The sequence below is a fragment of the uncultured Amnibacterium sp. genome (genome assembly GCF_964245895.1).
Lineage (GTDB): Bacteria > Actinomycetota > Actinomycetes > Actinomycetales > Microbacteriaceae > Amnibacterium.
In genome coordinates this window covers 1-22,673 of sequence record NZ_CAXTOQ010000020.1, presented here as the reverse complement: position 1 = coordinate 22,673, position 22,673 = coordinate 1, and the positions used below count along the sequence as shown (strand labels likewise).

Here is a 22,673-nt window from a genome sequence, read left to right as displayed (position 1 = left end):
GTGGGCGGGAGGCGTCACGGGGTCGACCCCGTCGCGGCCGGGCGGGCGGCGTCGTGCGACCACTGGCTCCAGGAGCCCGGGTACAGCGCCGCGTCGATGCCCGCGACCGCGAGCGCCAGCACCTCGTGAGCGGCGGTCACCCCGGAGCCGCAGTACGCGGCGACCGGGCCCTCCGGGTCGACGCCGAGGTCCGTGAAGCGCTGCCGCAGCGCCGCGGGAGGAAGGAAGCGGCCGTCCGCGTCGAGGTTGCCGGCGGTCGGCACGCTGAGCGCCCCCGGGATGTGCCCCGCCCGCGGATCGATCGGCTCCGCCTCGCCGCGGTAGCGCTCGCCCGCCCGGGCGTCGAGCAGCGCGCCAGCGAAGCCAGCGGCGGCGTCCGCGTCGATGACGGGGAGACGGCCCGGCCGGAGGACGACGTCGCCCGCCTCCGGCACGACGTCGCCCTGCTCGAGCGGCAGCCCCGCCCGCCGCCAGGCGGCGAGCCCGCCGTCCAGCACCCGCACGTCGGCGACGCCGCCGTCGCGCAGCAACCACCAGGCGCGGGCAGCCGACATCCCGCCGAGGTCGTCGTACGCGACGACGACGCTGTCGGACCGCACGCCCCAGCGCCGCGCGGCGGCCTGCAGCTCGGCGGGGTCGGGCAGCGGGTGCCGCCCGGCCGCGGCGGAGGGCGGCCCAGCGAGCTCGGTGTCCAGGGGCACGTACACGGCGCCGGGGAGGTGCCCCTGACGGTACGTGGGCAGGCCGTCGGGCGCGTCCAGCCGCCATCGCACGTCGAGCAGGACGAGCCGGGCGTCGGTCAGCAGCGGGACGAGGTCGGCGGGTTCGGCGAGCACCCGTCGATCGTGGCAGGCGTCAGCGACGCTGCAGGTGCTTCCCGGCCCCCGCAGGGGCGAGGTCCGCGCCCGTGATCTCGGCCTGCGCCAGCAGCGCGAGGTCGCGCAGCACGGAGAGGTCGAGCCCGCGCACGTCCCGCGGCTCGTGGTCGTAGATGCAGAACGACCCGATCCGGTAGCCGTCCTGCGACTCGATCGGGTGCGCCGCGTAGAAGCGGACGGGGTTCGGGCCCTGCACCATCGGGGTGTCGCGCAGCAGCGGGTCGACGATCGCGTCGCTGATGACGATCGGCTCCGCGCGCTGGATCGTGAAGCTGCAGTAGGAGCGGGACCGGGCCTGCTCACCGCGGGCCGCTCCGGCCGCGGCCATCTTCCACTGCCGGTCGCGATCGATGAAGTTGATCTCGGCGGCCTCGGTGCCGAACGCGTTCCTCGCCAGCTCGACGAGGTCGTCGAGCCGCGGGTCCGGTCCGCTGCCGACGATGCGGAGGTCGTCCAGCGCCTGCTGGCGCGAGGTCTCGTCGTCCGGACGGTTGCGCAGCGCCGACGCCTTGGCAGCGGACTCCATCCCGCCCAGCCGGCCGACGGTGCGGGCGACCTCGTCGCCGAGCGCCGTCGCCCAGCCGCGGCTGCGCTGCACCGGGTCCTCGACGCGGTCGACGGCGCGGAACCGCACGCGCGCCGAACCGAGCCGCCCGACGGTCGCCCGGAGGCGGTCCTCGGGGGCGGCCGCGTGGCGGCTGCGGTCCGAGGCGTCGACGGACGGTCCGAGGACCACCACCTCCGTCGCGTCGGCGGCGTCCTCGAGCACCTCCTCGAGCAGGTCGCCGACCCGCGCGAGGGTGCGGGGGCGGCGCGAGCCGTCCATCCCCTCCCCGAGGGCGACGAGGACGACGTCGTACCGCCACAGGCGCCAGGTGCGGAACACGCCCTGCACGGCGCGGAGGACCGGGGCGAGGTCCGTCAGCACGTCGAGGTCGACGCCGTGCCTCGTCGACAGCCACATCCGATCCGAGGCCCGCTCCGCGAGCGTCGCGCCCTGCGCGTCCGCGAGCAGGTGGCCGCGATCGCCGATCAGCAGCACCTTGACCGGGCGCGTGCCGCTGTGGTGCAGCCGGCGCATGGCCAGCCGCGACCCGTGTCCGGCTCCGACGCTGCGTTCCACGGCACCTCCGGGGTCATCCTGGCCCCTGATGCCCGGATCGGCCTGGACGGTGCGCGATCCGCCGCGCGGATCGCCGCCCTACGATCGGCGGGTGCCCCGCGTGCTGGTCCGACCGCCGTCACCTCGACTCGCCGACGGCGAGCTGACCCACCTCGATCGCGTGGCGGTCGACGCGGACCTCGCGGCCCGGCAGTGGCGCGGCTACGTCGACGCCTGGCGCGACCTCGGGTGGACGCCGGTGGAGGTGCCCGCCGCGGACGAGCACCCCGACGGCGTCTTCGTCGAGGACGCGATCGTCGTGTTCGGCGGCACGGCGGTGCTCACCTCGCCCGGCGCCGACTCCCGGCGCGGGGAGCTGGCCACGGTCGCCGCGACGGTCGATCGGCCGGACCTCGACCTGCGCCGCATCGCCGCCCCGGCCACCCTCGACGGCGGCGACGTGCTGAAGGTCGGTCGCGCGGTCTACGTCGGGCGGTCCGCCCGCACGAACGAGCACGGCATCGAGGCGCTCGCCGCGATCGTCGAGCCGCTCGGCTACCGCGTGCACCCCGTGCCGGTCACGAGGACGCTGCACCTGAAGTCGCAGGTCACCGCGCTGCCGGACGGGACGATCATCGGCTGGGAGCCGAAGGTGGACGACCCGTCGCTGTTCGAGCCGTTCCTCGCCGTGCCGGAGGAGCACGGCACCGCCGTCGTCGTGGTCGACGACGCGACCGTCCTGATGTCCGCGGACGCGCCGCGGACCGTGGAGATGCTCCGCGCCCGCGGCCTCACGGTCGTGACGGTCCCGATCACCGAGTTCGAGAAGCTCGAGGGCTGCGTCACCTGCCTGTCGGTCCGCCTCCGCGACTGACTCTGCTCACGCTTCGTCCCTCCTGAACCGATTTCTGGCGGCACGAAGCGTGAGCACAGTGGAGGTCAGTGGCCGATCGGGACCGGGCCCTCCGACGGAACACGCTTCACCATCGTGGCGACCGCGATCGCGACGACCATGACGCCCGCGAAGACGAGGAAGGCGAGGCGGGTGCCCGCCGCCTCCGCCGCGCCCGCGCCTCCGCCGCCGGTCCAGCCGGAGGCGCCGACGGCGAGCAGCGTGACGCCGAACGCCGTGCCCGCCGCGCCGCCGACCTGCTGCACCGTCGCGAAGATCGCGCTGCCGTAGGAGGTGAACCGCCGCGGCACGGCCGACAGCCCGGCCGTGAACACCGACGGCAGCACCGTCGCGAGCCCGAGGCTCAGGATCACGTGGAAGACCAGGACCTGCCACGCCTGCGACGTCTCCGTCACGGTGCCGAGCAGCAGCAGCCCGATCGTCGCGAGCGCCAGCCCGGGGATGAGCAGCGGCCGGGGGCCGAACCGGTCGTACAGCCGGCCGACGACCGGGCCGAGCAGCCCCATCGTCAGCCCGCCTGGCAGCACCAGCAGCCCGGTCTGCAGGGCGGTCAGCCCGAGCACCTGCTGCAGGTAGATCGGCAGCAGGATCGCCATGCCGAGCAGGCCCATGAAGGCGAGGGCGCCGGAGGCGACCGACGCCGAGAACACCCGCGACCGGAACACCCGCAGGTCGAGCAGCGCGTTGTCGGTCTTCTGCAGCGCCCGCTGGCGGAGCAGGAACAGGACGAGGCTGACGACGCCGACCGCGACCGGGACGAGCACCGCCGTGAGCGAGATGCCCCCCGCGGAGGAGGCGCCCTCGCCGACGGCGTTCAGGCCGTAGACCAGCCCGCCGAAGCCGATCGCCGACAGCGGGATGGAGATCCAGTCGATCGGCACGTGCCGCGGCTCGCCGAGGTTCGGGATGAGGCGCAGGCCGATGATCAGGCCGGCCGCGGCGATGGGCAGCACGCACCAGAACAGGAACGGCCACGGCAGCGCGCTGAGGATCAGCCCCGACACGGTCGGCCCGATCGCGGGCGCGACCGAGATGACGATCGAGATGTTGCCCATCATCGCGCCGCGGCGGGACTCGGGGACGATCGTCATGACCGTCGTCATCAGCAGCGGTGTGATCACCGCCGCCCCGACGCCCTGGATCACGCGCGCGACCAGCAGCACCGAGAAGGTCGGCGCGAGGGCCGCGAGCAGGGTGCCCGCGACGAAGGAGCCGAGCGCGATGGCGAACAGCGTGCGGGTCGTCAGGCGCTGGATCAGGAACCCGCTGACCGGGATGACGACGGCCATGGTGAGGATGAACGCGGTCGACAGCCACTGGCCGGTGCTCGCGTCGACGTGCAGGTCCTCGATGAGCACCGGGATGGCGACGCTCATGATCGTCTCGTTCAGCACGACGACGAACGCGGACACGAGCAGCACGCCGATCGCGACGGCGTCGCTGCGCTGCAGGCGCTCGGGCCCGCCGGCCGCTGCGGACGGGGTTCGGTCGAGGGTCTCGGTCACGGGGACCTCCGGAGGATTCGGGGGCGGCGTCCTTGACGGGCACGCGAGGCGCGCCGGGACGACAGGGGCGGAGCATGATGCGCCGACCCCCGACGGGTCACCGGGTCGTCAACCGCAGCGACGGCTCCAGCATTCCACCGGGTTCCGACACCGGGCGAACGGATGCGCGGCGCGGGGCGGGATCGTCACCGGATGTTCAGGGAGCCCGGTGCCGCCGGTTCCAGACGAGTCGGCCGATCTGGCCGGTGACGACCAGGGTGAGCAGCGCGAAGTAGTGGACGAACGGGAGCACCGTCCCGATCACGAGCGCCAGCGCGAAGCTGAGCGTCGTCTCGACGGAGACGAACAGCCGGTGCTCCGCGTCGTCGTCGTGGCCGTCCGTCAGCTGCGGGCGCCGACGGACGTGCCGGGCGAGCGCGCTCAGGAGGGCGCTGCTCACGGTCATCGCCCCGATGTAGATCGCCACCTCGCCGGTGCTGCTGCCGGTGCCGTCGGTCGGGTCGCTCAACCCCGTCAGCCCGGTGATCGGCGCGAGCAGCACGATGGTGAACAGCCAGAGGATGGTCAGCTGCACCAGCCGGGCGTCCCAGCGTACGACGTGCTGGAAGATCCGGTGGTGCGCCCACCACAGCCGGGAGATCACGAAGAAGCTGATGGTGAAGCCGAGCAGCGGGATCGCCGCGTCGCGGACGACGTCGCCCAGGTCGCCGCCCGCGACGGAGACCTCCCGCACGATGTCCGCGAGGGGCAGCGCGAGCAGCGTGATCGCGATGGCGACGACCGCATCCGTGAACGTGACGAGCCGCTCCGCGCTGCGTCCCCGGTCGTCCTCCACGGCACCAGCATGCCCGAGGAGGCGTTCAGCCCGCCGCGAGGATCTTCTCGAGGGTGTTGAGGTTCCGCGTCGTGACGGCACCCGACCGCTGCCAGCGCCCGAACCGCTTGCCGAACGGGCTGTCGAGGGTGCGCCCCTTCGCCACGTCCCAGTACACGACGCCCTCGCCCGCGGCGATCCGCTCCTCGTCGGAGGCGACCTCCGCCGCGGCGACGAGCAGGTCGGCGAGCGCCGCGTCGTCGTCGCCGAGCACCACGTACGCGTGCCGGTCCTCGGCGCGCGGGAACGGGTACGCCTCCACCGCCCTCCGCACGGCGGGCAGGCCCACCACGATCACGGCGACGTCGAACCCGAAGCGCTCCCGGATCACGGCGCCGACCGCGATCGCGACGGCGCGCCCGTCGTCGTCCCCGTCCCCGTCCCCGGAGGTGAGGACGACGTTGCCGCTCGCCAGGACGGTGCGCACGCCGGTGAACCGGGCCTGCTCGAGCGCGGTCCGCAGCTCGGCCATCGCGAACCGGACGCCGCCGACGTTCACGCCGCGCAGCAGGGCGACCGCCCGCATGGTTCCTCCCGGACAGGGGTCCGGGCCGGTCGCCTCGGAAGGCGCCGGCCCGGATCGACGAGCGGCCTTGCCTCGCTCGCCCGACCGTATCTACCGGGCGGGCGAGGTGGAGGGCGCGTCGATGCACATGGATGAATCCGCCACAGGCATCACCTCCTTCTTCCTTGCCCTGATCGTGCGCCTCGAACGCTGAGGATGCAAGCGGCCGCTCCGGATCCGGCGACGGCGATCAGAAAGCCGCGACGAAGCGGTCGACCTCGGCGAGCACCTGCGGGTTCCGCAGGATGCGGAAGTGGCCGCCGTCGTCGATGCGTCGGTTCACCGCGCCCGCCAGCTCGGAGCCGACCGGGATGTGCGGGTCGAACGCCGCCCACACGGAGGTGATCCGCGCGTCGACGCTGCGGTCCGCCTTCAGCCGCACGGTCGTCGGATCCGTCGGCGAGAACGCGCGGAGGCTCCGCAGCAGCAGGTAGGGCGCGTACGCGGAGCCGGAGAACGGGGTCGAGATCGCGAGCATCGCGCGCACGCGCGGCCCGGAGTCCGGCCGCAGCATCAGCTGCTTGCCGATCAGCCCGCCCTTGCTGTGGGCGACGACCAGCACGTCGTCGAGGTCGTGGTCGGCGAGGTACCCGGCGACGATCTCCGCGCTCGAGTCCACGGTCGCCCCGTTGGCGCGCAGCGCGGTCACCGCGTGCACCGGGTGCCCGGCGCGGTGGATCCGCTCGATGAGCGGCAGCAGGAACCGCCAGGTCTCCCAGATGCCCGGCAGCACGACGACGGGACGCATGCCGGGTCGGCCCCGGAGGTACGCGGCCGGGTCGTGGTGCCGCAGCAGCGGGCCCAGCTGCCAGCGGACCGCGGCCGCGTAGTCGAGCGCCCACCATCGGGCGTTCCTCGCGATGCTCACGGACGCGGCCGCGGGACGGCGGTGAGGATCGCGGACGCGACGGCGCGCGGGTGCGTGTGCTGCACGTTGTGCACGGCGCCGGGCACCTCGACCAGCAGCCCGACGGGGAGGCGGGCGGCGAGGCGCCTGGCCCACGGCCGCCGGCAGATGGGGTCGCGCGCGCCGCGCAGCAGCAGGATCGGCACCCGCGCGCGGGCGGCAGCACCCTCGGCGTCGTAGCGGAGCATCGACGGGAGGGTCGCGAGGTACCGACGCGGACCGCACCGCAGGTACTGCGAGAACACGGCCCGGTTCGCCCCCGGCGTCTCCCCGAGCACGTCCTGCGCGAGGCGGAGGCCCTGCCAGGCCGCGGTGCGCTCGGCGGGATCCGTGACCGCGCCGATCGCGACGAGACGCTCGACGTCCCGCGGTACCCGCAGCGCCGCCTCGAGCACGATCTGCGTCCCCATCGAGTGCCCGACGAGCACCACCGGGCGGCCGATCGACGCCAGCAGGCGCACGACGAGCGCCGCGTGCTCCTCCACGGACAGCACGCGGCGCGGCGTCGGCGCGCGCCCGAACCCGGGCAGCTCGACGACGTGCACGGGACCGTGCCGCGCGAGCAGCGGCACGAGGCGCAGCCACGCCGCGAGCCCGCAGCCGATCCCGTGGACGAGCACGAAGGGGGTGCCCTCCGCGGGTCCGAACCGGTACCGGAGCATCGTCACGCCGTCGTGCTCGACGCGGTCCGGTTCCGCCACGTGCACGGCTCGAGCGTAGGAGCGGCTTCCTAGGCTGTCCCGGTGAGCGACGGCGTCTTCTCCCCGGCGCTGCGCCTCACCACGGTCGGCGTCTTCGCGCTCGGGTTCCTGATCGCCTTCGAGGCGCTGGCCGTCACGACCGCGATGCCGCTCGCCGCGCGGGACCTGGACGGCACCGCGCTGTACGCGCTGACCTTCTCGGCGTTCGCCGCGACCGGCGTGATCGGCAACGTCGCCGCCGGCGCATGGAGCGACCGCGGCGGCCCCGCGCGGCCGCTGCTCGTCGGCGTCGGGCTGTTCGCCGCCGGCCTCGTGGTGTCCGGCACGGCGCTGACGATGCCCGTGCTCGTCGTCGGGCGGGGGCTGCAGGGCCTCGGCGCCGGGGCGATCGGCGTCGCGCTCTACGTGCTCGTCGCCCGGGTGTACCCGGAGGCGATGCACCCGAGGGTCTTCGCGCTGCTGGCCGCCGCGTGGGTGCTGCCGTCCCTGATCGGCCCGTTCGCCGCCGGCGCCGTGTCGACCTGGCTGAGCTGGCACTGGGTGTTCCTCGGGATCCTGCCGCTCGTCGCGGCGGCGACGGCGCTGCTCGTGCCGTCCCTCCGCGCCCGCCCGATGCCCGGGACCGGCGAGCGGATCGCCCGCGTCCGCATCGTGTGGGCGACGGCCGCGGCCGCGGCGCTGCTGGTGCTGCGGCCGGTGCTCGACGTGCCCGTGGTCGGACCCGCGCTGGCGGTGCTCGCCGCCGTCGCCGCGGTGCTCGCCCTCCGGCCGCTGCTGCCCCGCGGCACGCTGCGCGCCGTGCGGGGGCTGCCGGCGGTGATCGCCGCCCGAGCGATGTTCAGCGGCGGCTTCGCGGTCGCGGACGCGTACCTGCCGTACTCGCTGATCGCGCTGCGCGACCTGCCTCCGGTCGTCGCGGGCGGCATCGCGACCGTCGGCGCGGTGTCCTGGGCGACGGGATCCGAGTTGCAGAGCCGCCTCGCCGGGCGGGCCTCCGACCGGCGGTGCATCGGCATCGGGTCGGCGTCGTTCCTCACGGGCGCGGTGCTCGTGGGCGTCGGGACCGGGATCGGCTGGATCCCGGTCGTGATCGTCGGCTGGCTGCTGGCGGGCCTCGGCATCGGCACCGCGTACCCGCGGCTCAGCACGGCGACGCTGTCGCTCTCCGCGCCGGAGGAGCGGGGCAGGAGCAGCGCGGCGCTGCAGATCGGCGACGGCTTCGGCAGCGGGCTCGCGCTGACCCTGGCCGGCGTCGTCACCGCGTTCGCCCCGGACGCCCAGTTCGTCGGGGCCTTCGGCCTCGCGGCGGCCCTCGGCCTGCTGGTCGTGCTGACCGCGCCCCGCACCGCGGAGCGCCCCCTCTCCCGCTGACCCTCCCCTTTCGTTGCGTAGGTCTGGGAGACCTGCAGAACGGAGGGTGTCGGACTGTGGTTCCTACGAGACGGAGGGGTCGGCTCGCAGGTCGACCTTCATCCCGAGGTGCGAGCCGACGAAGCCGAGCCGCTCGTAGAAGCGCCGCGCGTCGTCGCGGCGCAGGTCGGTCGTCAGCTGCACCAGGCCGGCGCCGCGGGCGCGGGCCTCGTTCACGGCCCAGCGCACCAGCGTGGAGCCCAGCGCCGCTCCGCGGAACGCCGCCGCCACCCGCACGCCCTCGATCTGCGCGCGCAGCGCACCCCGGCGCGACAGGCCGGGCAGCAGGCTCAGCTGCAGCGTCGCCGCGATCGCGGCGTGGTGGTCCTCGGCGACGACCAGCAGGTGCCGCGGGTCGCCGTCGACCGCGTGGAAGGCCCGGAGGTAGGGCGCGAGATCGCTCGCGTCCTCACGGCCCGCCCCGATCGCGTCGTCGGCCAGCAGGGCCGCGAGCGCGGCGACGTCCTGCTCCTCCGCCCGGCGGAAGGTGAACGTGCGGTCGCCCAGGGTCACGGTCGCGGGTCGCATCGCGTCGATCCGATCACATCGGAGGCGGGAGTCCGCCGGGGTGCACGCATCGCCGGGCGAGTCACGACGCCGCCGCCGCCCTGCGGGGGCGGGCGGCGGCGGCGATCAGGACGCAGGCGTCAGCGGCTGACGGTGGCCTGCGCGTTCGACTCGTACGAGGTGTTCGTCGACTCGAAGAAGTTGACCAGCTGCAGCGTGTCGTTCGCCGTCGCCATCCACTTCGCGGGGTTCGACACCTTGTACTCGGCCTCGAACCCGAGCTCCTCGAGCCGCCGGTCCGCCAGGTACTTGACGTACTGGTTGATGTAGTTGGCGTTCAGCCCCAGGATGCCGCCGGGCAGCAGGTCGCGGTTGTACTGCTCCTCCATCGCGACGGCCTTCAGGATCATCTGCCGGATCTCCTCCGCGAACTCCGGCGTCTGCAGGTCCTCGTTCTCCTCCAGCACCGTGAGGATCAGGTTGATCCCGAACTTCAGGTGCAGCGACTCGTCGCGGACGATCCAGTCGACCAGCGAACCGAAGTTGCGCAGCAGGTTCCGCTGCCGGAACGAGAGCGCGACCATGAAGCCCGAGTAGAACCAGATGCCCTCGAGGATCACGTTGTAGGCGACCAGGTTCCGCACGAAGTCGCGCTTGCCCTCGGTCGTCGTGATGTCGAGCGTCTGCTCCGACATGCGCTTGATGAACTCGACCTCGAACTGCTCCTTGGCCGCCATCGAGGGGATGTCGACGTGGGAGCCGTAGGCCTCGTCGCGGTCGATCGGGAACGTCTCGAGCACGTACTCGAACGACATGCAGTGGTTCGCCTCCTCCCACATCTGCTTCGCGAGGTAGAGGTGCGCCTCGGGAGCGTTGACGTAGGGGTAGACGCCGAACGCGAGCGCCTTGTTCACGAGCAGCTCGCTCGGGTTGAAGTAGCTCATCAGGAACGTCACCGCGTGGCGCTCCTCGTCGGTCATGCGCTTGAAGTCCGCGATGTCCTCGCCGAGCTGGATCTCGTTCGGGAACCACGTGTTCGCGACCGCCTGCTCGTAGAGGTCCATCGCCCACTGGTACCGCACGGGCTTCAGGAGGAGCCCCTCCTGGATTCCGGTGCCGAGGATGCCCATGTCGTCCGTCTCCCTCTTCGTCGTCAGTCGTTCATCGTCGGTGCGCTGCCGTCACTGGCAGGAGTCGCACTGCAGCAGGTCCATCGGGTCCATCGGGACGCCGTACCCACCGATCAGCTCGGTGCCGCCGACCATGTCGTTCCCGTCGTACATCTCAACCTCGAAGTCCATGCGCTTACTCCCCCGCTGCGTTGATCGAACCGGTGTTGATCGAGCCCGTGCCGTCGGCGCTGCGCGCCGGCGAACCCAGACCGCCGAACCCGCGACGCGCGGGTCCGGTGGGAGCGGCGGCCGCAGGCTGCGGCGCCGCACCCGAACCGAAGCCGCGGCGTGCGGGCGCCCCCGCGCCCTGGCCAACGGTCTCGGCCTTGTTCACCCGCACGGTCGACTGCTCGGCGGTGTGCCGGGGCTTCATGTGCAGGTAGTAGGTCGTCTTGACCCCGCGCTCCCAGGCGGCGGAGTAGATCGACATCATGTCGCCGAGATCACGCGTCTCGAGGTACATGTTGCGGCTGATCGCCTGGTCGATCCACTTCTGCGCCCGGGCCGCGACCTCGAGGAACGCGTACGGCGACAGCTGGAAGCTGGTCTTGTACGTGGCCTTGATGTCGTCCGGGATCTCGGCGATGTGCTGGATGTCGCCCTGGCTGCGCAGGATCGCCTCCCGCACCCGCTCCCACAGGGCCGCCGTCTGCAGCGTGGACACCAGGTTGCGATTCACCTCGAGGAACTTGCCCGATGAGGTGGAGCGGCTGAAGATCTGCGAGAACTGCGGGTCGAGACCGGGGGTGGTGCCGGCGACGAGACCGATGGAGGCGGTCGGCGCGATCGCCATGAGCGTCGCGTTGCGCATGCCGCCCTTGACCCGCAGGCGCAGCGCGTCCCAGTCGAGCCGCGTCGTGCGGTTCACCAGCACGGGCACGCCGCGCTCCTGCTCGGTGATCGCGATCGTGTCGAACGGCACCATGCCCTGGCTCCAGCGCGAGCCCTGGAAGTTCGGGTACGCCCCGCGCTCCTGGGCCAGGTCCACGGACTCCTCGATCGCGGCGTAGGAGACGTGCTCCATCACCTCGTCGATCAGGTCGTACGCCTCCTCGCTCTCGTAGGAGAAGCCGAGGCGCTCGACGACGTCCGTGAACCCCATGACCCCGAGGCCGATCGCGCGGTTCTCCGAGTTGGAGTGGTCCGCCTCGTCGACCGACGAGATCGTGATGTCGATCAGGTTGTCCAGCTGCCGGACGGCGCTCTTCGCGCTCGCGGCGATCTGCGCCCAGTCGAAGCCGAGCCGGCCGTGCTCGTCCACCGCGAGGTGGCGGGACAGGTTGATGGAGGCGAGGTTGCAGACGGAGACGTTGTCGCGGTCCTGCGGCAGCGTGATCTCGGTGCAGAGGTTGGAGGAGTGGATCGTGCCGGTGTTGTTGTTCAGCGCCCGGTTGTTGATCGTGTCCTTCCACGTCAGCCACGGGTGGCTCGTGGTCTGCAGCGCCATGAGGATCGCCTTGAACTGCTCGCGGGCGCCGATCCGCTTGAACGCGCGCATCCGGCCGGCCTCCGCCTCCGCGACGTAGTGCCCGTAGCGCTCGGAGAACGCGCTGCCGGTCAGCTCGTTCAGGTCCGCGACCTCCAGCGGGTCGAACAGGTACCAGGCGTCGTCGTTCTGGACGCGCTTCATGAACTCGTCCGAGATCCACACGGCCGTGTTCGCGGTGCGGGTGCGGCGGTACGGGTCGCCGGAGTTCTGCCGCAGGTCGAGGAACTCGGGGAAGTCGAGGTGCCAGTTCTCCATGTAGAAGCAGAGGGCGCCGAACTTCTTGCCGCCGCGCGAGACCGCGCGCAGGATCGAGTCGATCGTGTGCATGAACGGGATCGGGCCGGTGGAGGTCGTGTTGTTCGACCGGATCGGCGAGCCCTGCGCGCGCAGCTTGGTGACGGACAGGCCGATGCCGCCCGTCCCCTTCGTCAGCCACATGACGTCGCGCGTGGTCTTCGCGATGTGCTCGATGTCGTCCTGCATCTCGAGCACGAAGCAGTTGGACAGCTGCGGGTACTTCGTCCCCGCGTTCACGAGCGTCGAGCCGGCCGCGAGGTAGTCGAGGCGGCCCATCTTCGCGTAGAAGCCGAGGGCGGCCCGCGTGGGGTCCGCCTCGTTCAGCGAGAGGCCCATCGCGATGCGCATCCAGAAGTACTGCGGCACCTCGAGCGGCTCGTTGTCGCGCGACTTGATGCCGTACCGGTTGTTCAGCGTGACGACGCCGATGTACTTCAGCAGCTCGTCGTGCGCCGGGTCGAGCGCCGCCGCGAGGGCGTCGAGGTCGAACATCGAGCCGAGGCGCGGGTCGAGCAGGTCCTCGGCCACGCCGCGCTCCACGTACCCGCGGAAGCGCTCCGCGTGCAGCGCGGCGACCTCGGTGTCGTCCGCGTAGTCGCCGAGCACGCGCTTGTAGATCGTCTTGAGCAGGAGGCGGGCCGCCACGGTGTCGAACGCCGGGTCGTCCTTGACGTTCTGCAGGGCGACCTGGATCACGGCCTCGTCGAGCTGCTGCGTCGTGATGCCGTCGAACAGCGTCAGCTCCAGCTCGGACGCGATCTGGGTGACCCAGGTGATGTTCGGGTCGAGTCCCGCGCTCGCGTGCTCGATCGCCAGGTTGATCTTGTTCGCGTCGTAGGGCTCGCGCGTCCCGTCCCGCTTGATCACCGTGATGCCCATGAACGTCTCCTCCCGAGGACCCGCCTCGTCAGCGGGTGCTGTGTGCCGGCGGCACTCCCCCACAACCGGGGGACCACTATATGTCGGGGTCGCAGTGGAGAAGCAACCCCACATGTTGTGGAATTCGACGGCGTGTCCTCCACAGGTGATACCGCTGGGCTGTGGAGAACCGGGAGCCGCCTGGGGACACCGTAGGAGCGGCCACCGACACCGTCCGGGCCGCTGACGAGGGCTTCGGCGCCCGCCGCCGCGGCGGGGCGCCGGCCCGCCGGGACGGGGTCGCACCGGTGCCCGTACGATCGATGTCTCGTGGCGGGGAGCGGGTTCGGAGATCTGGCGCGCGCGCCCGGCGTGCTGCGCATCATCGCCGCGCAGCTGACCGCCCGGTTCCCCTCGGGGATGCTCTCGCTCGGCCTGCTCTTCCACGTCGAGGGCCGCACCGGCTCTTACGGCGTCGCCGGCATCGTGCTCGCCGCGCTCAGCATCGGGCAGGCGCTGGCGGGCCCCGCGACCGGCCGCCTGATGGGCCGGCTGGGCATCCGGCCCGTCGTCGTCACGACCATCGTGCTGTGCGCGGCCGCGGTCGCGGCGATCGCCCTGCTCGACCTGCCGCCAGCGGGACTCGTCGTGCTCGCGCTGATCGCCGGGCTCACCTTCCCGCCCATCACCTCCGCGGTCCGCACGATCTACCCGAAGCTCGTGCCCTCGTCGATGCTGGGGCCGCTGTTCTCGCTCGACGCCTCGCTGCAGGAGCTGATCTGGATCGGCGGGCCCGTGCTCGTCACCTTCCTCGCCACCGGCGTCAGCACGACGGTCGCGCTGCTCGTCTCCTCCGTCCTGCTGGTCGGCGGCGGCGCCTGGTTCGCCGCCTCCCGGGCGGTCGGCCGCGTGCGCATCCCCCGCAGCAAGCGCCGCTTCGGCGTCGTGCTGCTGCGCCCCCAGGTGGCGCTGATGACGCTCGTCGGCTTCCTGGTCATCGCGTCCTGCGCGGCCATCGAGGCGAGCGTCGCGGGCGCGTTCGGCGAGAAGGACCCGACCAGCGGCGTCGTGCTCGCGATCTGGTCCCTCGCCTCGCTGGCGGGCGGGTTCACGCTCGGCCGGCTGACGATGCGGCCCTGGTCGCTCGCGGCGCGACTGGTGGTCGTCACCGTCGGCGCGGCGTTCACCCCGTTCCTACCCGGCTTCTGGGGCCTCACCCTCGCCCTGGTCGTGTCCGGCTTCGGCCTCGCCCCCGCGCTCGGCATGATGTCCGCGATCGTCTCGACCTCCGTGCGGTTCAGCGACACCGCGGAGGCGTACGGCTGGACGAACACCGGCCAGCTGGTCGGCGTGGCGCTGGGGGCGGCCCTCGCGGGGCAGGCGCTCGACCAGTTCGGCGCCCAGGTCGCCTTCGGCTGCGGCGCGGCGCTGGCGCTGCTCGCGACGATCGCCGCCGCGGCGGGCATCCCCGTCTCGCCCGACCTGAAGGGCCGCAACGTCGGTCCGATCCCGGACACCGCACCGGTCCCCCTCCCCCCGAGCTGACCGCTCGCGGGCGTCAGGCGGAGGCCTGCAGCTCCGCCAGCACGGCCATCCCGTACGCGTCCTCGGGGGTGTCGGCGAGGTGGCTCAGCGTCTCGCCGAGAAAGGTGCACGAGACCCGCCACCCGGCGTGCTCGTCATCGCGTTCGAGCCGCAGGAACGTGGTCTTCAAGGCATCGCGCAATTGGTCCTCCCGGGGCAGCCAGAGGGCGTCCTCGATGGCCACGGAGTCGAGCGCCCATTCCGTCGTGCCGTTGAATCCCAGCACCGTCCCGGTCGGGAATGCATGCGCCTCCACGGTCATATCGCTGACCGTGAAGGCATCGGTGCCGGTGGACTCCATGTCCATCGTCAGGAATTGGAATCGGTCACCGGTCGCGGGGCGCCAGACCAGTCCGGCTTCCCGCAGGGCGAGGGCGAGGACGCGCGAGATCATCGCAGCAGGATAAGGGCCGCGGAATGCACGGAGGCGGTGGACCCCGAAGGGCCCACCGCCTCCATGCCGATGTCAGTTCGCTGCGGAGTACGCGGTCTGCACGTCGGCCGGAATGCGACCGCGCGAGGAGACCGTGAAGCCGTTGGCATTCGCCCACTCGCGAATGGCCTTGAGGTCGCCCTTCGGCGCGCGCGGCGAGGTCGAGGCCTTCGCGCGCACCGCGACGTCGGCCTTGCGGGCCGCGTTCACGTAGGTCGAGAGCGACGAGCGGAACTCCTCCGCGTGGTCGCTCGTGAGGTCGATGGTGTAGCTGACGCCGTCGAGAGCGAAACGCACGCTCTCGCCCGCGCCGTCCTCGATGGGCTGCTGCGTCAGGTCGTCGACCAGCTGCACGATGTACTTCTGCGCCATGGCTTGTTGGGTTCCCCTGCGTCGATTCGGTTCCGGGTTGTCGGGTACGCGCACAATGCGCGATAAGCGAACTGTACACAGAATTCACCGAATTCGCTCATCATCTTGCGACCATGTCGACCGGACTTCTCGATCCCTTAGGAACTCGAGTCCCGCGACCATCCGATTCCGCGCCGGCCGCCATTCATAAAGGGGGCGGGATCGGCTTGCCCGCGATCATCGCGGTGAATCAGGACCGCCGCGACCGAGATGCGGGGAGCCGTCGGTCGTGGTGCGATCCGCGAGGCCGCCGACCGCCTCCGCGAGCGCGTCGACCGCGTCCACCGCCGGGCTCCACCCGAGCCGCGTCCGGGCCCGCTCGGTGGACATGACGGGCACCGTCGTCGCGATGTCGATCCAGCCCGGGTCCGCGGCCACCAGGTGCAGCTGCCACGCGAGCCACACCAGCCCGCGCAGCGGTGCGATCCGCACCGGCAGCCATCTCGCGTGCAGCACGGAGGCGACCTCCCGCGGCCCGATCACCGGCTCGGCCGCGATGTTGAACGCGCCGCCTGCCCTGCGGTCGACGGCGCGCACGAACGCGTCGGCCAGGTCGTCCGCGTGCACGACCTGCGACACCACCCGCGGCGGCAGGGGCAGCACCGGGAGGGGGATGCGGCCGACCCACCGCACGGGGACCAGGCCGCCGGCGAACAGGGCCCGCAGCTCCTCCCCCACCCCGCCCTGCATCACCAGGCCGGGTCGCATGCGCGTCACGACCACGTCGGCGTGCTCGCGCTCGAACGCGTCGAGGAGGCGCTCGTCGACCGCCTTGTGCCGGGCGTAGTGCGACGTCGCGATGCCGCCCGTCGGCCACGACTCGTCGACCCGGCGCCGCTTCGGCCCGGGGCTGTACGCACCGACCGAGGACGCGACCGCCACCTGCGGCACGCCCGCCGCCGCCACCGCGGCCAGCACGTGGCGCAGGCCGCCGATGTTCGTCGCCGCCATCACCCGCTCGTCGTGGTTCGGCTGCAGCAGCCAGGCCAGATGGATCACGGCGTCGGCGCCGGCGAACGCCGCGGTCAGCCCCGCGACGGACGACGCCTGCGCGACGTCGGCCGCGTGCCAGGTGACGCCCGCGTAGGGCGCCGGCGCGTCCGGCCCGGGCGGCCGCCGCGCGACCCCGACGACGTCGGCCCCCTGCTCGTGCAGGCGCCGCAGCACCGCCGTCCCGACGTTCCCGGTCGCCCCGACCACCACTACGCGCATCGCGCCACCGTAGGCGGGCTCATCGCGCGCACGGCGGGCTCCGACGATCTGCACGGTCCCCGCTCAGCAGACGAGGACCGTGCTCCGGTTCACCGCTCGACGTCGTAGACCAGCTTCACCACGCCGTTCGCGTACGTCTCCTGCTCAGCCACCGTGAGCCGCGCGAACCCGCCGTCGTCGGCGAACAGCCGCTTGCCGCCGCCGAGCACGACCGGGAACACCAGCAGGTGGTACCGGTCGACGAGCCCCGCCGCGAGCAGCTGCTGGGCGAGGTGCGGGCTGCCGTGCACCAGGAGGTTCCCGTCGCCGTCCCCCTCCCGCAGCGCCGCGACCTCGTCGATCGATCGCAGGATGCTCGTGCTCGCCCAGCCCGGGTCGGGCGCCGTGAGCGACGAGGACACGACGTACTTCGGCATCGCGTTGTACTGCGCGAACTCCGGCATCGAGGGCCAGACGGGCGCGAACTCCTCGTAGCTGCGCCGGCCCATGATCATCGCGCCGGCCTCCAGCTGCTCCCGGCCCTTGATCTCGTAGGCGGCGGCGTCGAACGGCACGTCGTTGAAGGTCCAGCCCGCTCGCGGGTGGCTGCCTCCGCCGGGCGAGTCGACGACTCCGTCGAGCGAGACGAACTCCGTGACGATCAGCGTGCGCATGACGACCTCCTCGATCCGGGACGGCGACCCCGTCCCACCTGAGCGTCGAACGGCGGACCGCCGGATCGACATCGGGATCAGGACCGGACCGCGCGGTGGTGCCCGGAACGGACGAGAGCCCCGATCCGGTCGGGATCGGGGCTCATCGGTGGTGGAGCCTAGGGGATTCGAACCCCTGACCTTCTCATTGCGAACGAGACGCGCTACCAACTGCGCCAAGGCCCCCTGCCGGTCACCCAGGATAGCACCCGCCTCCGGCACGGCCCCTCTCAGCGCGCGCAGCCCGGATCGGGGACACGAGGGAGGGGGCGACGCGCCCGTCGGACGTCGCAATCTGGTGACGCAGCCGCCAGAGCCCTTCAGCAGGAAGACCGGAGCCCGTCAGCAGGCAGAATCCACCATCGCAGGAAGACGACGGCGAGTTCTTCCTGCTGAAGCGGATTCTTCCTGCTCACGTGCTGCCGCGCGGCTGCCGGAGCCGCTCACCGCCTCCAGCGAATTCTTCGAAGGTGGTCAGGCGGAGCGGCGGCGGCGCAGCAGCACGCCGTCGAGGTCCGTGATCACCGGACCGCTGTCGTGCATCGACTCGACCGCGTCGACCGGACGGCGGTTCAGCGCCGCGACCTCGGGCGCGGCGTGCGCGGCCCGCAGCGCCTCGTCCGCCCGCTGCGCCGCGGCGCGCAGGGAGGCGGCGATCGCGATGTCGTTCCTCGGGGCCGGCTCCGGCGCGGCGGCCCGCTCCGGCTCGAGGTACCTGGGCCTGGGCAGCGGCACCGGGGTCCAGGTCGGCCGGGACTCCTCCGCCTGCTGCCACTCGGCGAAGCTGCGCGACTCCTCCGTGACGACCACGGCCTGGTCCACCGCGGTAACGGCGCGGTGCGCCGCCGCGACGGTCGAGGCCCGCTGCAGCAGGGCGACCGCCGCGAACGACACGACCACCCCTGCGATCAGGAACTCCCAGGTGCCGCCCGCCGCGATGTCGGAGGCGCCCCAGCCGGCGATCGTCAGGCCGACGACGAGCGTGTTCGTGGCGAGCACCCGGGAGCGGCGGAGGCGGCGGGCGGTGATCGCGGAGGCCGCCAGCACCCGCTGCTTCGGCTCCCGCGGCGCTCGGCCGGAGCGCGCGAGCTGCCGCTCGGCCTTCGCGTCGTTCGACCGGGCGACCGACTCGGCGCGGCGGGCGGACTCGCGCAGCGCGCGGTGCTGGTCGGCGACGCTGCGCGCGTTCAGCTCGGCACGCACCTCCTCCGGCACCTCCGCGGTCTCGGCGAGCACCCGCAGGGTCTGCTGCAGCCGGACGGCGGTGCGCTCGGTGCGCAGGTACTCGCGCCGGCGCAGCCAGGTCGGGGTGAGGTAGAGCAGCCAGAGCACGGCTGCGAAAGCGATGATCGCGCCGCCACCCAGGCCTGCCATGGCTCGACCGTAGGGCCGCGGCGGTACCACGCCGCGGAGGCGCGGGCGGCGTGTCCCGCCGGTCGCCGCACGCCCCAGATCAGGGGAAGCGGGACGCCGCCAGTCGCTGGTCCGCCTCCGGCACCGCCGCGGCGTCGACCGGAGCCCGGCCCTCCCGCCAGCGGCGCAACACGCCCTCGGGCACCTCCTCCGCGACGAGCCCGAAGCAGAAGTGGTCACGCCAGTCGCCGTTGATGTGGATGTAGCGGCGCTTCAGCCCCTCGTACCGGAAACCGAGCTTCTCGACGACCCGGAGCGACTTCGCGTTCTCCGGCCGGATGCAGATCTCCATGCGGTGCAGGCCCAGGGTCTGGAAGCAGTGGTCGGTCGCCAGCGCCACGGCGGTCGGCGTCGCGCCGACCCCGGCGTGCCGCTCCGCGATCCAGTACCCGATCGTCGCGGAGGAGAGGGAGCCGTACGCGATCGACGTGACGTTCAGCTGGCCCGCGAGCTCGCCGTCCACCTCGACCACGAACGGCAGGCCCTGCCCCGACCGGGCGTTCTGCTGCAGCGCGCGGATGCTGGCGCGCGTGTCGAACCCGAGCGAGCCGCGGGGGCTGGTCGCCTCCCACTCCCGCATCCACGTCCGCCCCTCCACGAGCTCGCGCTCCATGGCGCGGGCGTCGCGGAGGCGGATCGGGCGGATCCCGACCCTGCCGGAGCGCAGGGTGGGCACGGGCGCGACCACGTGCTCAGTCGAGGCCGGCGACGAACTGGGCGAGCCACGGGCGCAGCTCGGGCCCGAGGTCCTCCCGCTCCGACGCGAGCTCGACGATCGCCTTGATGTAGTCGATCTTGTCGCCGGTGTCGTAGCGGCGGCCGCGGAAGATCACGCCGTACACGCCGCCCGTCCAGGCCGCGCCGGCCATGGTCTCGAGGGCGTCGGTCAGCTGGATCTCGCCGCCCTTGCCCGGCGCCGTGTGCTCGAGGATGCCGAACACCTCCGGGCGCAGCACGTACCGGCCGATGATCGCGAGGTTCGACGGGGCGTTCTCCCTCGACGGCTTCTCGACGAGTCCGGTGACCTTGACGACGTCGTCGTCGTCGGTCGTCTCGACCTGCGCGGCGCCGTACAGGTGGATCTGGTCGGGGTCGACCTCGAGCAGCGCGACGACGGAGGCGCGGCGCTTGCCGGCCTCCTCGATCATCCGCTTGAGCAGCGGGTCCCGCTCGTCGATCAGGTCGTCGCCGAGCAGCACCGCGAACGGCTCGTGGCCGACGTGCATGCGGGCCTGCAGGACCGCGTGGCCGAGGCCGCGCGGGTCGCCCTGCCGGAAGTAGTGGATGTCCGCGATGTTGGTGGAGGCGCGGACCTTCTCGAGCTTCGCGTGGTCGCCCTTGTTCTCGAGCGTCGCCTCCAGCTCGTACACGCGGTCGAAATGGTTCTCGAGCGCGTACTTGTTGCGACCGGTCACCATGAGCACGTCGTTCAGCCCCGCGGCGACCGCCTCCTCGACCACGTACTGGATCGCCGGCTTGTCGACGACGGGCAGCATCTCCTTCGGCATCGCCTTGGTCGCCGGCAGGAACCGGGTGCCCAGACCCGCCGCAGGGATCACGGCCTTGGTGATGTGGTACGCCATGGGCTCAGGCTATCCGGACCCCCTTCCTAGAATCGGGCTGTGGCCGACGACCTCGCACCCCAGAAGCGGGCACTCCGGGCGGAGCTGCGTGAACGACGGCGCATCCGCACCCGCGACGAGCGCGCCTCCGCCTCGAAGGGCATCACGGAGCGGCTGGTGGCGCTGACGACCGCGCTCGGCGCGCGGAAGGTCTCGTGCTACCTGTCCGCGGTCGACGAGCCGGACACCCGCCCGTTCGTGAACTGGGCGCGGGCCGCCGGCATCCGGGTGCTGTTCCCGATCACGCGGGCCGACGGGCTGCTCGACTGGACCACCGCGACCGACGACGACGCGGAGACGATCGGCCTGTACGGCACGCCCGAGCCGGTCGGCGAGCTGCTCGGGCCGATCGCGATCAACGACGTCGACCTGATCGTCGTGCCCGCTGCCGCTGTCGACGAGGGCGGGATGCGGCTCGGCTGGGGCCGCGGGTACTACGACAAGACCCTCGGATCGATGGAGCGGTGCCCGCCCGTGTACGGTGTCATCTTCGACTCCGAGCTCGTGGACGAGGTGCCCCGGGAGCGTCACGACCAGGCCATCGACGGCGTCGTGACCCCGACGAGGACGGTCGAGTTCTCCACCCGCTCGCCCCGCAGACGAAGGATCTGAGCACCGATGCCCGTCTACGCCTACACGTGCCGCGACTGCGGCACCCCGCTCGAGGTGCACCAGGAGTTCAGCGACGCGGCCCTGACCGTGTGCCCGGTCTGCGGCGGCGCGCTGCGGAAGCAGTACGGCTCGATCGGCGTGACCTTCAACGGGTCGGGCTTCTACCGCACCGACTCCCGCGCCGGATCGGGCGGCTCCGACACCGCGAAGCCGGAGTCGAAGGGCGACGGCGGGTCGAAGTCGGACGGCGCGAAGTCCGAGGGCGGGTCGAAGTCCGACGCCGCGAAGCCGGCGACCGCGTCGTCCTCCTCGGGATCCTCCTCCGGCTCGTCGACCGCGAGCGGGTCCTCCGGCTCCTGACGCCGGGCCGCTGCTAGACAGGCGGCATGAAGGGCTTCAAGGCGTTCATCCTGCGCGGCAACGTGATCGACCTCGCCGTCGCGGTCGTGATCGGCACCGCGTTCACCGCGATCGTCACCGCCGTCGTCACCGGGCTGATCAACCCGCTCATCGCCGTGCTCTTCAACGCGAGCAGCCTGCAGAAGGCGCTCGTCGTGCCGCTGCCGACGGTCGGCGGACAGACCTCCGACCTGCTGTTCGGCTCGGTGCTCGCCGCGCTGATCAACTTCGTGATCGTGGCGGCGGTCGTCTACTTCGTGCTCGTGATGCCGACGAACTACCTGCTCAAGCGCGCGTTCCGCAAGCAGCAGGAGGCGCCGGCCGCCCCGAGGGAGACGCCGCCGACCGAGCTGGATCTGCTGACGCAGATCCGCGACCTGCTGCAGGGCGGGCGGCCCGTGGGCGACGAGCGGGTCCTCGACCGCGACTGACGGTCGCGTGGCCTCCGGTCGCGCGGTCGCAGCCCAGCTGGGCGGCTCGACGCGCCCGCAGGCCGCGAGCGGATGCGGGCGGATCCGGTCACTCCGGGCGCCTTCTCGCGCCCGGAACGACCGAAGTCGCCCGCACTCTCCGTTCTGCAGGTGGTGAGCGCCTCGGAACGAGGAACGCGAGGTCTCAGGACCAGTGGGGCGGCTTGTCGGCGCGGAGGCGGGCGTCGTTCGCGGAGTCGCGGGAGTCGCGCGCGCCCGAGCCGGGCGCGGGCGCCGCGTCGCCCCACGAGCGCGGATCGTCCTCCGCGGACCGCTCCCCCGCCGACGGCGTCGGGTCCGAGCCGGGCGCCGGCTCGGTGCGCACGCGGCGGTGCCGCCGGCGCGGCTCGGTCAGGTGCGCACCTCGACGACCGGGATCGTCGTCGTGAGCGGCGACGGCTCCCGCGCGCCCAGCGCGATCGCGATCCGCCCGGCGACGGCGTCCGGGTCGCTGAACAGATCGAAGCTGTGCACGCGGAGGTAGTGCCAGCCCAGCCGCTTCAACGTCTCGGGCCGCAGCCGGAGGCTCTGGCGCAGGCTCGAGCCCTGCAGCGCCGCGTCCGTCTCCACGGTGATCGCCCGCGCCCCGTGCGAGGCGACGAGGCCGAGCTTCCCGTGGTACCCCAGCTTCGCCTGCATGCCGAGGG

At 72.6% G+C, this 22,673-nt stretch carries 25 protein-coding genes and 1 tRNA gene; 6 read left to right on the top strand and 20 right to left on the bottom strand.

The annotated features are described in order from the left end of the window. Positions 1–14: 14 nt before the first annotated feature. Together ACFE60_RS04975 and ACFE60_RS04970 are read right to left on the bottom strand one after the other, a co-directional pair. Positions 15–836 carry a sulfurtransferase gene (locus ACFE60_RS04975; protein WP_375387736.1) on the bottom strand — a complete coding sequence of 274 codons (822 nt, stop codon included), beginning with the start codon at positions 834–836 and terminating at the stop codon, positions 15–17. 19 nt (positions 837–855) lie between these two features. After that, on the bottom strand, positions 856–2,001 hold the full coding sequence (locus ACFE60_RS04970; protein WP_375387735.1) for a GAF domain-containing protein: 1,146 nt from the start codon (positions 1,999–2,001) through the stop codon (positions 856–858). A 91-nt stretch (positions 2,002–2,092) separates the two neighbouring features. Here ACFE60_RS04970 and ddaH point away from each other — a divergent pair, with 91 nt between their 5' ends. After that, positions 2,093–2,854, top strand: a complete 762-nt coding sequence (gene ddaH / locus ACFE60_RS04965; RefSeq protein WP_375387734.1) for a dimethylargininase — start codon at positions 2,093–2,095, stop codon at positions 2,852–2,854. A 65-nt stretch (positions 2,855–2,919) separates the two neighbouring features. On the opposite strand, the gene ACFE60_RS04960 is transcribed toward ddaH, so the two are convergent. From ACFE60_RS04960 to ACFE60_RS04940, 5 genes are all read right to left on the bottom strand, one after another. Next, on the bottom strand, positions 2,920–4,398 hold the full coding sequence (locus ACFE60_RS04960; RefSeq protein WP_375387733.1) for an MDR family MFS transporter: 1,479 nt from the start codon (positions 4,396–4,398) through the stop codon (positions 2,920–2,922). A 196-nt stretch (positions 4,399–4,594) separates the two neighbouring features. Next, positions 4,595–5,233: a TMEM175 family protein gene (locus tag ACFE60_RS04955; protein WP_375387732.1), complete on the bottom strand. Its 639-nt coding sequence runs from the start codon at positions 5,231–5,233 to the stop codon at positions 4,595–4,597. Positions 5,234–5,258: 25 nt separating this feature from the next. Continuing rightward, a complete protein-coding gene (locus ACFE60_RS04950; protein WP_375387731.1) occupies positions 5,259–5,798 on the bottom strand; it encodes a DUF1697 domain-containing protein in 540 nt (179 codons plus the stop codon). Positions 5,799–6,027: 229 nt separating this feature from the next. Beyond that, on the bottom strand, positions 6,028–6,705 hold the full coding sequence (locus ACFE60_RS04945; RefSeq protein WP_375387730.1) for an esterase/lipase family protein: 678 nt from the start codon (positions 6,703–6,705) through the stop codon (positions 6,028–6,030). Further along, entirely contained in the window at positions 6,702–7,451 is a 750-nt protein-coding gene (locus ACFE60_RS04940; RefSeq protein ID WP_375387729.1) for an alpha/beta fold hydrolase, read from the bottom strand. Before ACFE60_RS04940 ends, ACFE60_RS04945 begins: the two co-directional genes overlap by 4 nt. Positions 7,452–7,487: 36 nt before the next feature. On the opposite strand from ACFE60_RS04940, the gene ACFE60_RS04935 reads away from it, so the two are divergent. Then, positions 7,488–8,816: an MFS transporter gene (locus ACFE60_RS04935; RefSeq protein WP_375387728.1), complete on the top strand. Its 1,329-nt coding sequence runs from the start codon at positions 7,488–7,490 to the stop codon at positions 8,814–8,816. Positions 8,817–8,879: 63 nt separating this feature from the next. Here ACFE60_RS04935 and ACFE60_RS04930 read toward each other — a convergent pair whose 3' ends face one another. From ACFE60_RS04930 to ACFE60_RS04920, 3 genes are all read right to left on the bottom strand, one after another. Then, positions 8,880–9,383, bottom strand: a complete 504-nt coding sequence (locus ACFE60_RS04930; RefSeq protein ID WP_375387727.1) for a GNAT family N-acetyltransferase — start codon at positions 9,381–9,383, stop codon at positions 8,880–8,882. Positions 9,384–9,502: 119 nt separating this feature from the next. Next, positions 9,503–10,492 (bottom strand): ribonucleotide-diphosphate reductase subunit beta, encoded by a 990-nt coding sequence (locus tag ACFE60_RS04925; protein WP_375387726.1) that lies wholly within the window; start codon positions 10,490–10,492, stop codon positions 9,503–9,505. A gap of 175 nt (positions 10,493–10,667) precedes the next feature. Further along, positions 10,668–13,199 carry a ribonucleoside-diphosphate reductase subunit alpha gene (locus ACFE60_RS04920; RefSeq protein ID WP_375387725.1) on the bottom strand — a complete coding sequence of 844 codons (2,532 nt, stop codon included), beginning with the start codon at positions 13,197–13,199 and terminating at the stop codon, positions 10,668–10,670. A gap of 309 nt (positions 13,200–13,508) precedes the next feature. Between ACFE60_RS04920 and ACFE60_RS04915 the strand changes: the two genes are divergently transcribed. Next, entirely contained in the window at positions 13,509–14,723 is a 1,215-nt protein-coding gene (locus tag ACFE60_RS04915; protein ID WP_375387724.1) for an MFS transporter, read from the top strand. Positions 14,724–14,736: 13 nt separating this feature from the next. On the opposite strand, the gene ACFE60_RS04910 is transcribed toward ACFE60_RS04915, so the two are convergent. From ACFE60_RS04910 to galU, 8 genes are all read right to left on the bottom strand, one after another. Next, complete coding sequence (locus ACFE60_RS04910) at positions 14,737–15,156, bottom strand: pilus assembly protein CpaE (protein ID WP_375387723.1); 420 nt, start codon at positions 15,154–15,156, stop codon at positions 14,737–14,739. 72 nt (positions 15,157–15,228) lie between these two features. Next, positions 15,229–15,567: an Lsr2 family protein gene (locus ACFE60_RS04905; RefSeq protein WP_375387745.1), complete on the bottom strand. Its 339-nt coding sequence runs from the start codon at positions 15,565–15,567 to the stop codon at positions 15,229–15,231. Between the two features lie 216 nt (positions 15,568–15,783). Further along, positions 15,784–16,818 carry an NAD-dependent epimerase/dehydratase family protein gene (locus ACFE60_RS04900; RefSeq protein WP_375387722.1) on the bottom strand — a complete coding sequence of 345 codons (1,035 nt, stop codon included), beginning with the start codon at positions 16,816–16,818 and terminating at the stop codon, positions 15,784–15,786. 89 nt (positions 16,819–16,907) lie between these two features. After that, positions 16,908–17,471 (bottom strand): dihydrofolate reductase family protein, encoded by a 564-nt coding sequence (locus ACFE60_RS04895; RefSeq protein ID WP_375387721.1) that lies wholly within the window; start codon positions 17,469–17,471, stop codon positions 16,908–16,910. A gap of 149 nt (positions 17,472–17,620) precedes the next feature. Then, positions 17,621–17,696: transfer RNA gene (locus ACFE60_RS04890), tRNA-Ala, on the bottom strand. A 288-nt stretch (positions 17,697–17,984) separates the two neighbouring features. Next, entirely contained in the window at positions 17,985–18,884 is a 900-nt protein-coding gene (locus ACFE60_RS04885; RefSeq protein ID WP_375387720.1) for a hypothetical protein, read from the bottom strand. A gap of 79 nt (positions 18,885–18,963) precedes the next feature. Then, positions 18,964–19,611 (bottom strand): GNAT family N-acetyltransferase, encoded by a 648-nt coding sequence (locus ACFE60_RS04880; protein ID WP_375387719.1) that lies wholly within the window; start codon positions 19,609–19,611, stop codon positions 18,964–18,966. A gap of 4 nt (positions 19,612–19,615) precedes the next feature. Further along, positions 19,616–20,506 (bottom strand): UTP--glucose-1-phosphate uridylyltransferase GalU, encoded by an 891-nt coding sequence (gene galU / locus ACFE60_RS04875; protein ID WP_375387718.1) that lies wholly within the window; start codon positions 20,504–20,506, stop codon positions 19,616–19,618. A 39-nt stretch (positions 20,507–20,545) separates the two neighbouring features. On the opposite strand from galU, the gene ACFE60_RS04870 reads away from it, so the two are divergent. The 3 genes from ACFE60_RS04870 to mscL are packed head-to-tail and all read left to right on the top strand — an operon-like array spanning position 20,546 to position 21,987. Next, on the top strand, positions 20,546–21,157 hold the full coding sequence (locus ACFE60_RS04870; protein WP_375387717.1) for a 5-formyltetrahydrofolate cyclo-ligase: 612 nt from the start codon (positions 20,546–20,548) through the stop codon (positions 21,155–21,157). A gap of 6 nt (positions 21,158–21,163) precedes the next feature. Next, positions 21,164–21,517 carry an FmdB family zinc ribbon protein gene (locus ACFE60_RS04865; RefSeq protein WP_375387716.1) on the top strand — a complete coding sequence of 118 codons (354 nt, stop codon included), beginning with the start codon at positions 21,164–21,166 and terminating at the stop codon, positions 21,515–21,517. Positions 21,518–21,543: 26 nt separating this feature from the next. Beyond that, on the top strand, positions 21,544–21,987 hold the full coding sequence (mscL, locus tag ACFE60_RS04860; protein WP_375387715.1) for a large conductance mechanosensitive channel protein MscL: 444 nt from the start codon (positions 21,544–21,546) through the stop codon (positions 21,985–21,987). A 184-nt stretch (positions 21,988–22,171) separates the two neighbouring features. On the opposite strand, the gene ACFE60_RS04855 is transcribed toward mscL, so the two are convergent. Together ACFE60_RS04855 and ACFE60_RS04850 are read right to left on the bottom strand one after the other, a co-directional pair. After that, positions 22,172–22,351, bottom strand: coding sequence for a hypothetical protein (locus ACFE60_RS04855; RefSeq protein ID WP_375387714.1), 180 nt, complete (start codon positions 22,349–22,351; stop codon positions 22,172–22,174). A 26-nt stretch (positions 22,352–22,377) separates the two neighbouring features. After that, the coding region (locus tag ACFE60_RS04850) for a hypothetical protein (protein WP_375387713.1) at positions 22,378–22,673 on the bottom strand (296 nt) is incomplete at its 5' end.

Excerpts from the sequence above, each read along its gene's own strand:
- ACFE60_RS04910 (WP_375387723.1), bottom strand. The coding sequence starts at position 15,156 with ATGATCTCGCGCGTCCTCGCCCTCGCCCTGCGGGAAGCCGGACTGGTC.
- ACFE60_RS04930 (WP_375387727.1), bottom strand. The coding sequence starts at position 9,383 with ATGCGACCCGCGACCGTGACCCTGGGCGACCGCACGTTCACCTTCCGC.
- ACFE60_RS04925 (WP_375387726.1), bottom strand. The coding sequence starts at position 10,492 with ATGGGCATCCTCGGCACCGGAATCCAGGAGGGGCTCCTCCTGAAGCCC.
- ACFE60_RS04920 (WP_375387725.1), bottom strand. The coding sequence starts at position 13,199 with ATGGGCATCACGGTGATCAAGCGGGACGGGACGCGCGAGCCCTACGAC.
- mscL (WP_375387715.1), top strand. The coding sequence starts at position 21,544 with ATGAAGGGCTTCAAGGCGTTCATCCTGCGCGGCAACGTGATCGACCTC.
- galU (WP_375387718.1), bottom strand. The coding sequence starts at position 20,506 with ATGGCGTACCACATCACCAAGGCCGTGATCCCTGCGGCGGGTCTGGGC.
- ACFE60_RS04895 (WP_375387721.1), bottom strand. The coding sequence starts at position 17,471 with ATGCGCACGCTGATCGTCACGGAGTTCGTCTCGCTCGACGGAGTCGTC.
- ACFE60_RS04885 (WP_375387720.1), bottom strand. The coding sequence starts at position 18,884 with ATGGCAGGCCTGGGTGGCGGCGCGATCATCGCTTTCGCAGCCGTGCTC.
- ACFE60_RS04900 (WP_375387722.1), bottom strand. The coding sequence starts at position 16,818 with ATGCGCGTAGTGGTGGTCGGGGCGACCGGGAACGTCGGGACGGCGGTG.
- ACFE60_RS04865 (WP_375387716.1), top strand. The coding sequence starts at position 21,164 with ATGCCCGTCTACGCCTACACGTGCCGCGACTGCGGCACCCCGCTCGAG.
- ACFE60_RS04905 (WP_375387745.1), bottom strand. The coding sequence starts at position 15,567 with ATGGCGCAGAAGTACATCGTGCAGCTGGTCGACGACCTGACGCAGCAG.
- ACFE60_RS04950 (WP_375387731.1), bottom strand. The coding sequence starts at position 5,798 with ATGCGGGCGGTCGCCCTGCTGCGCGGCGTGAACGTCGGCGGCGTCCGG.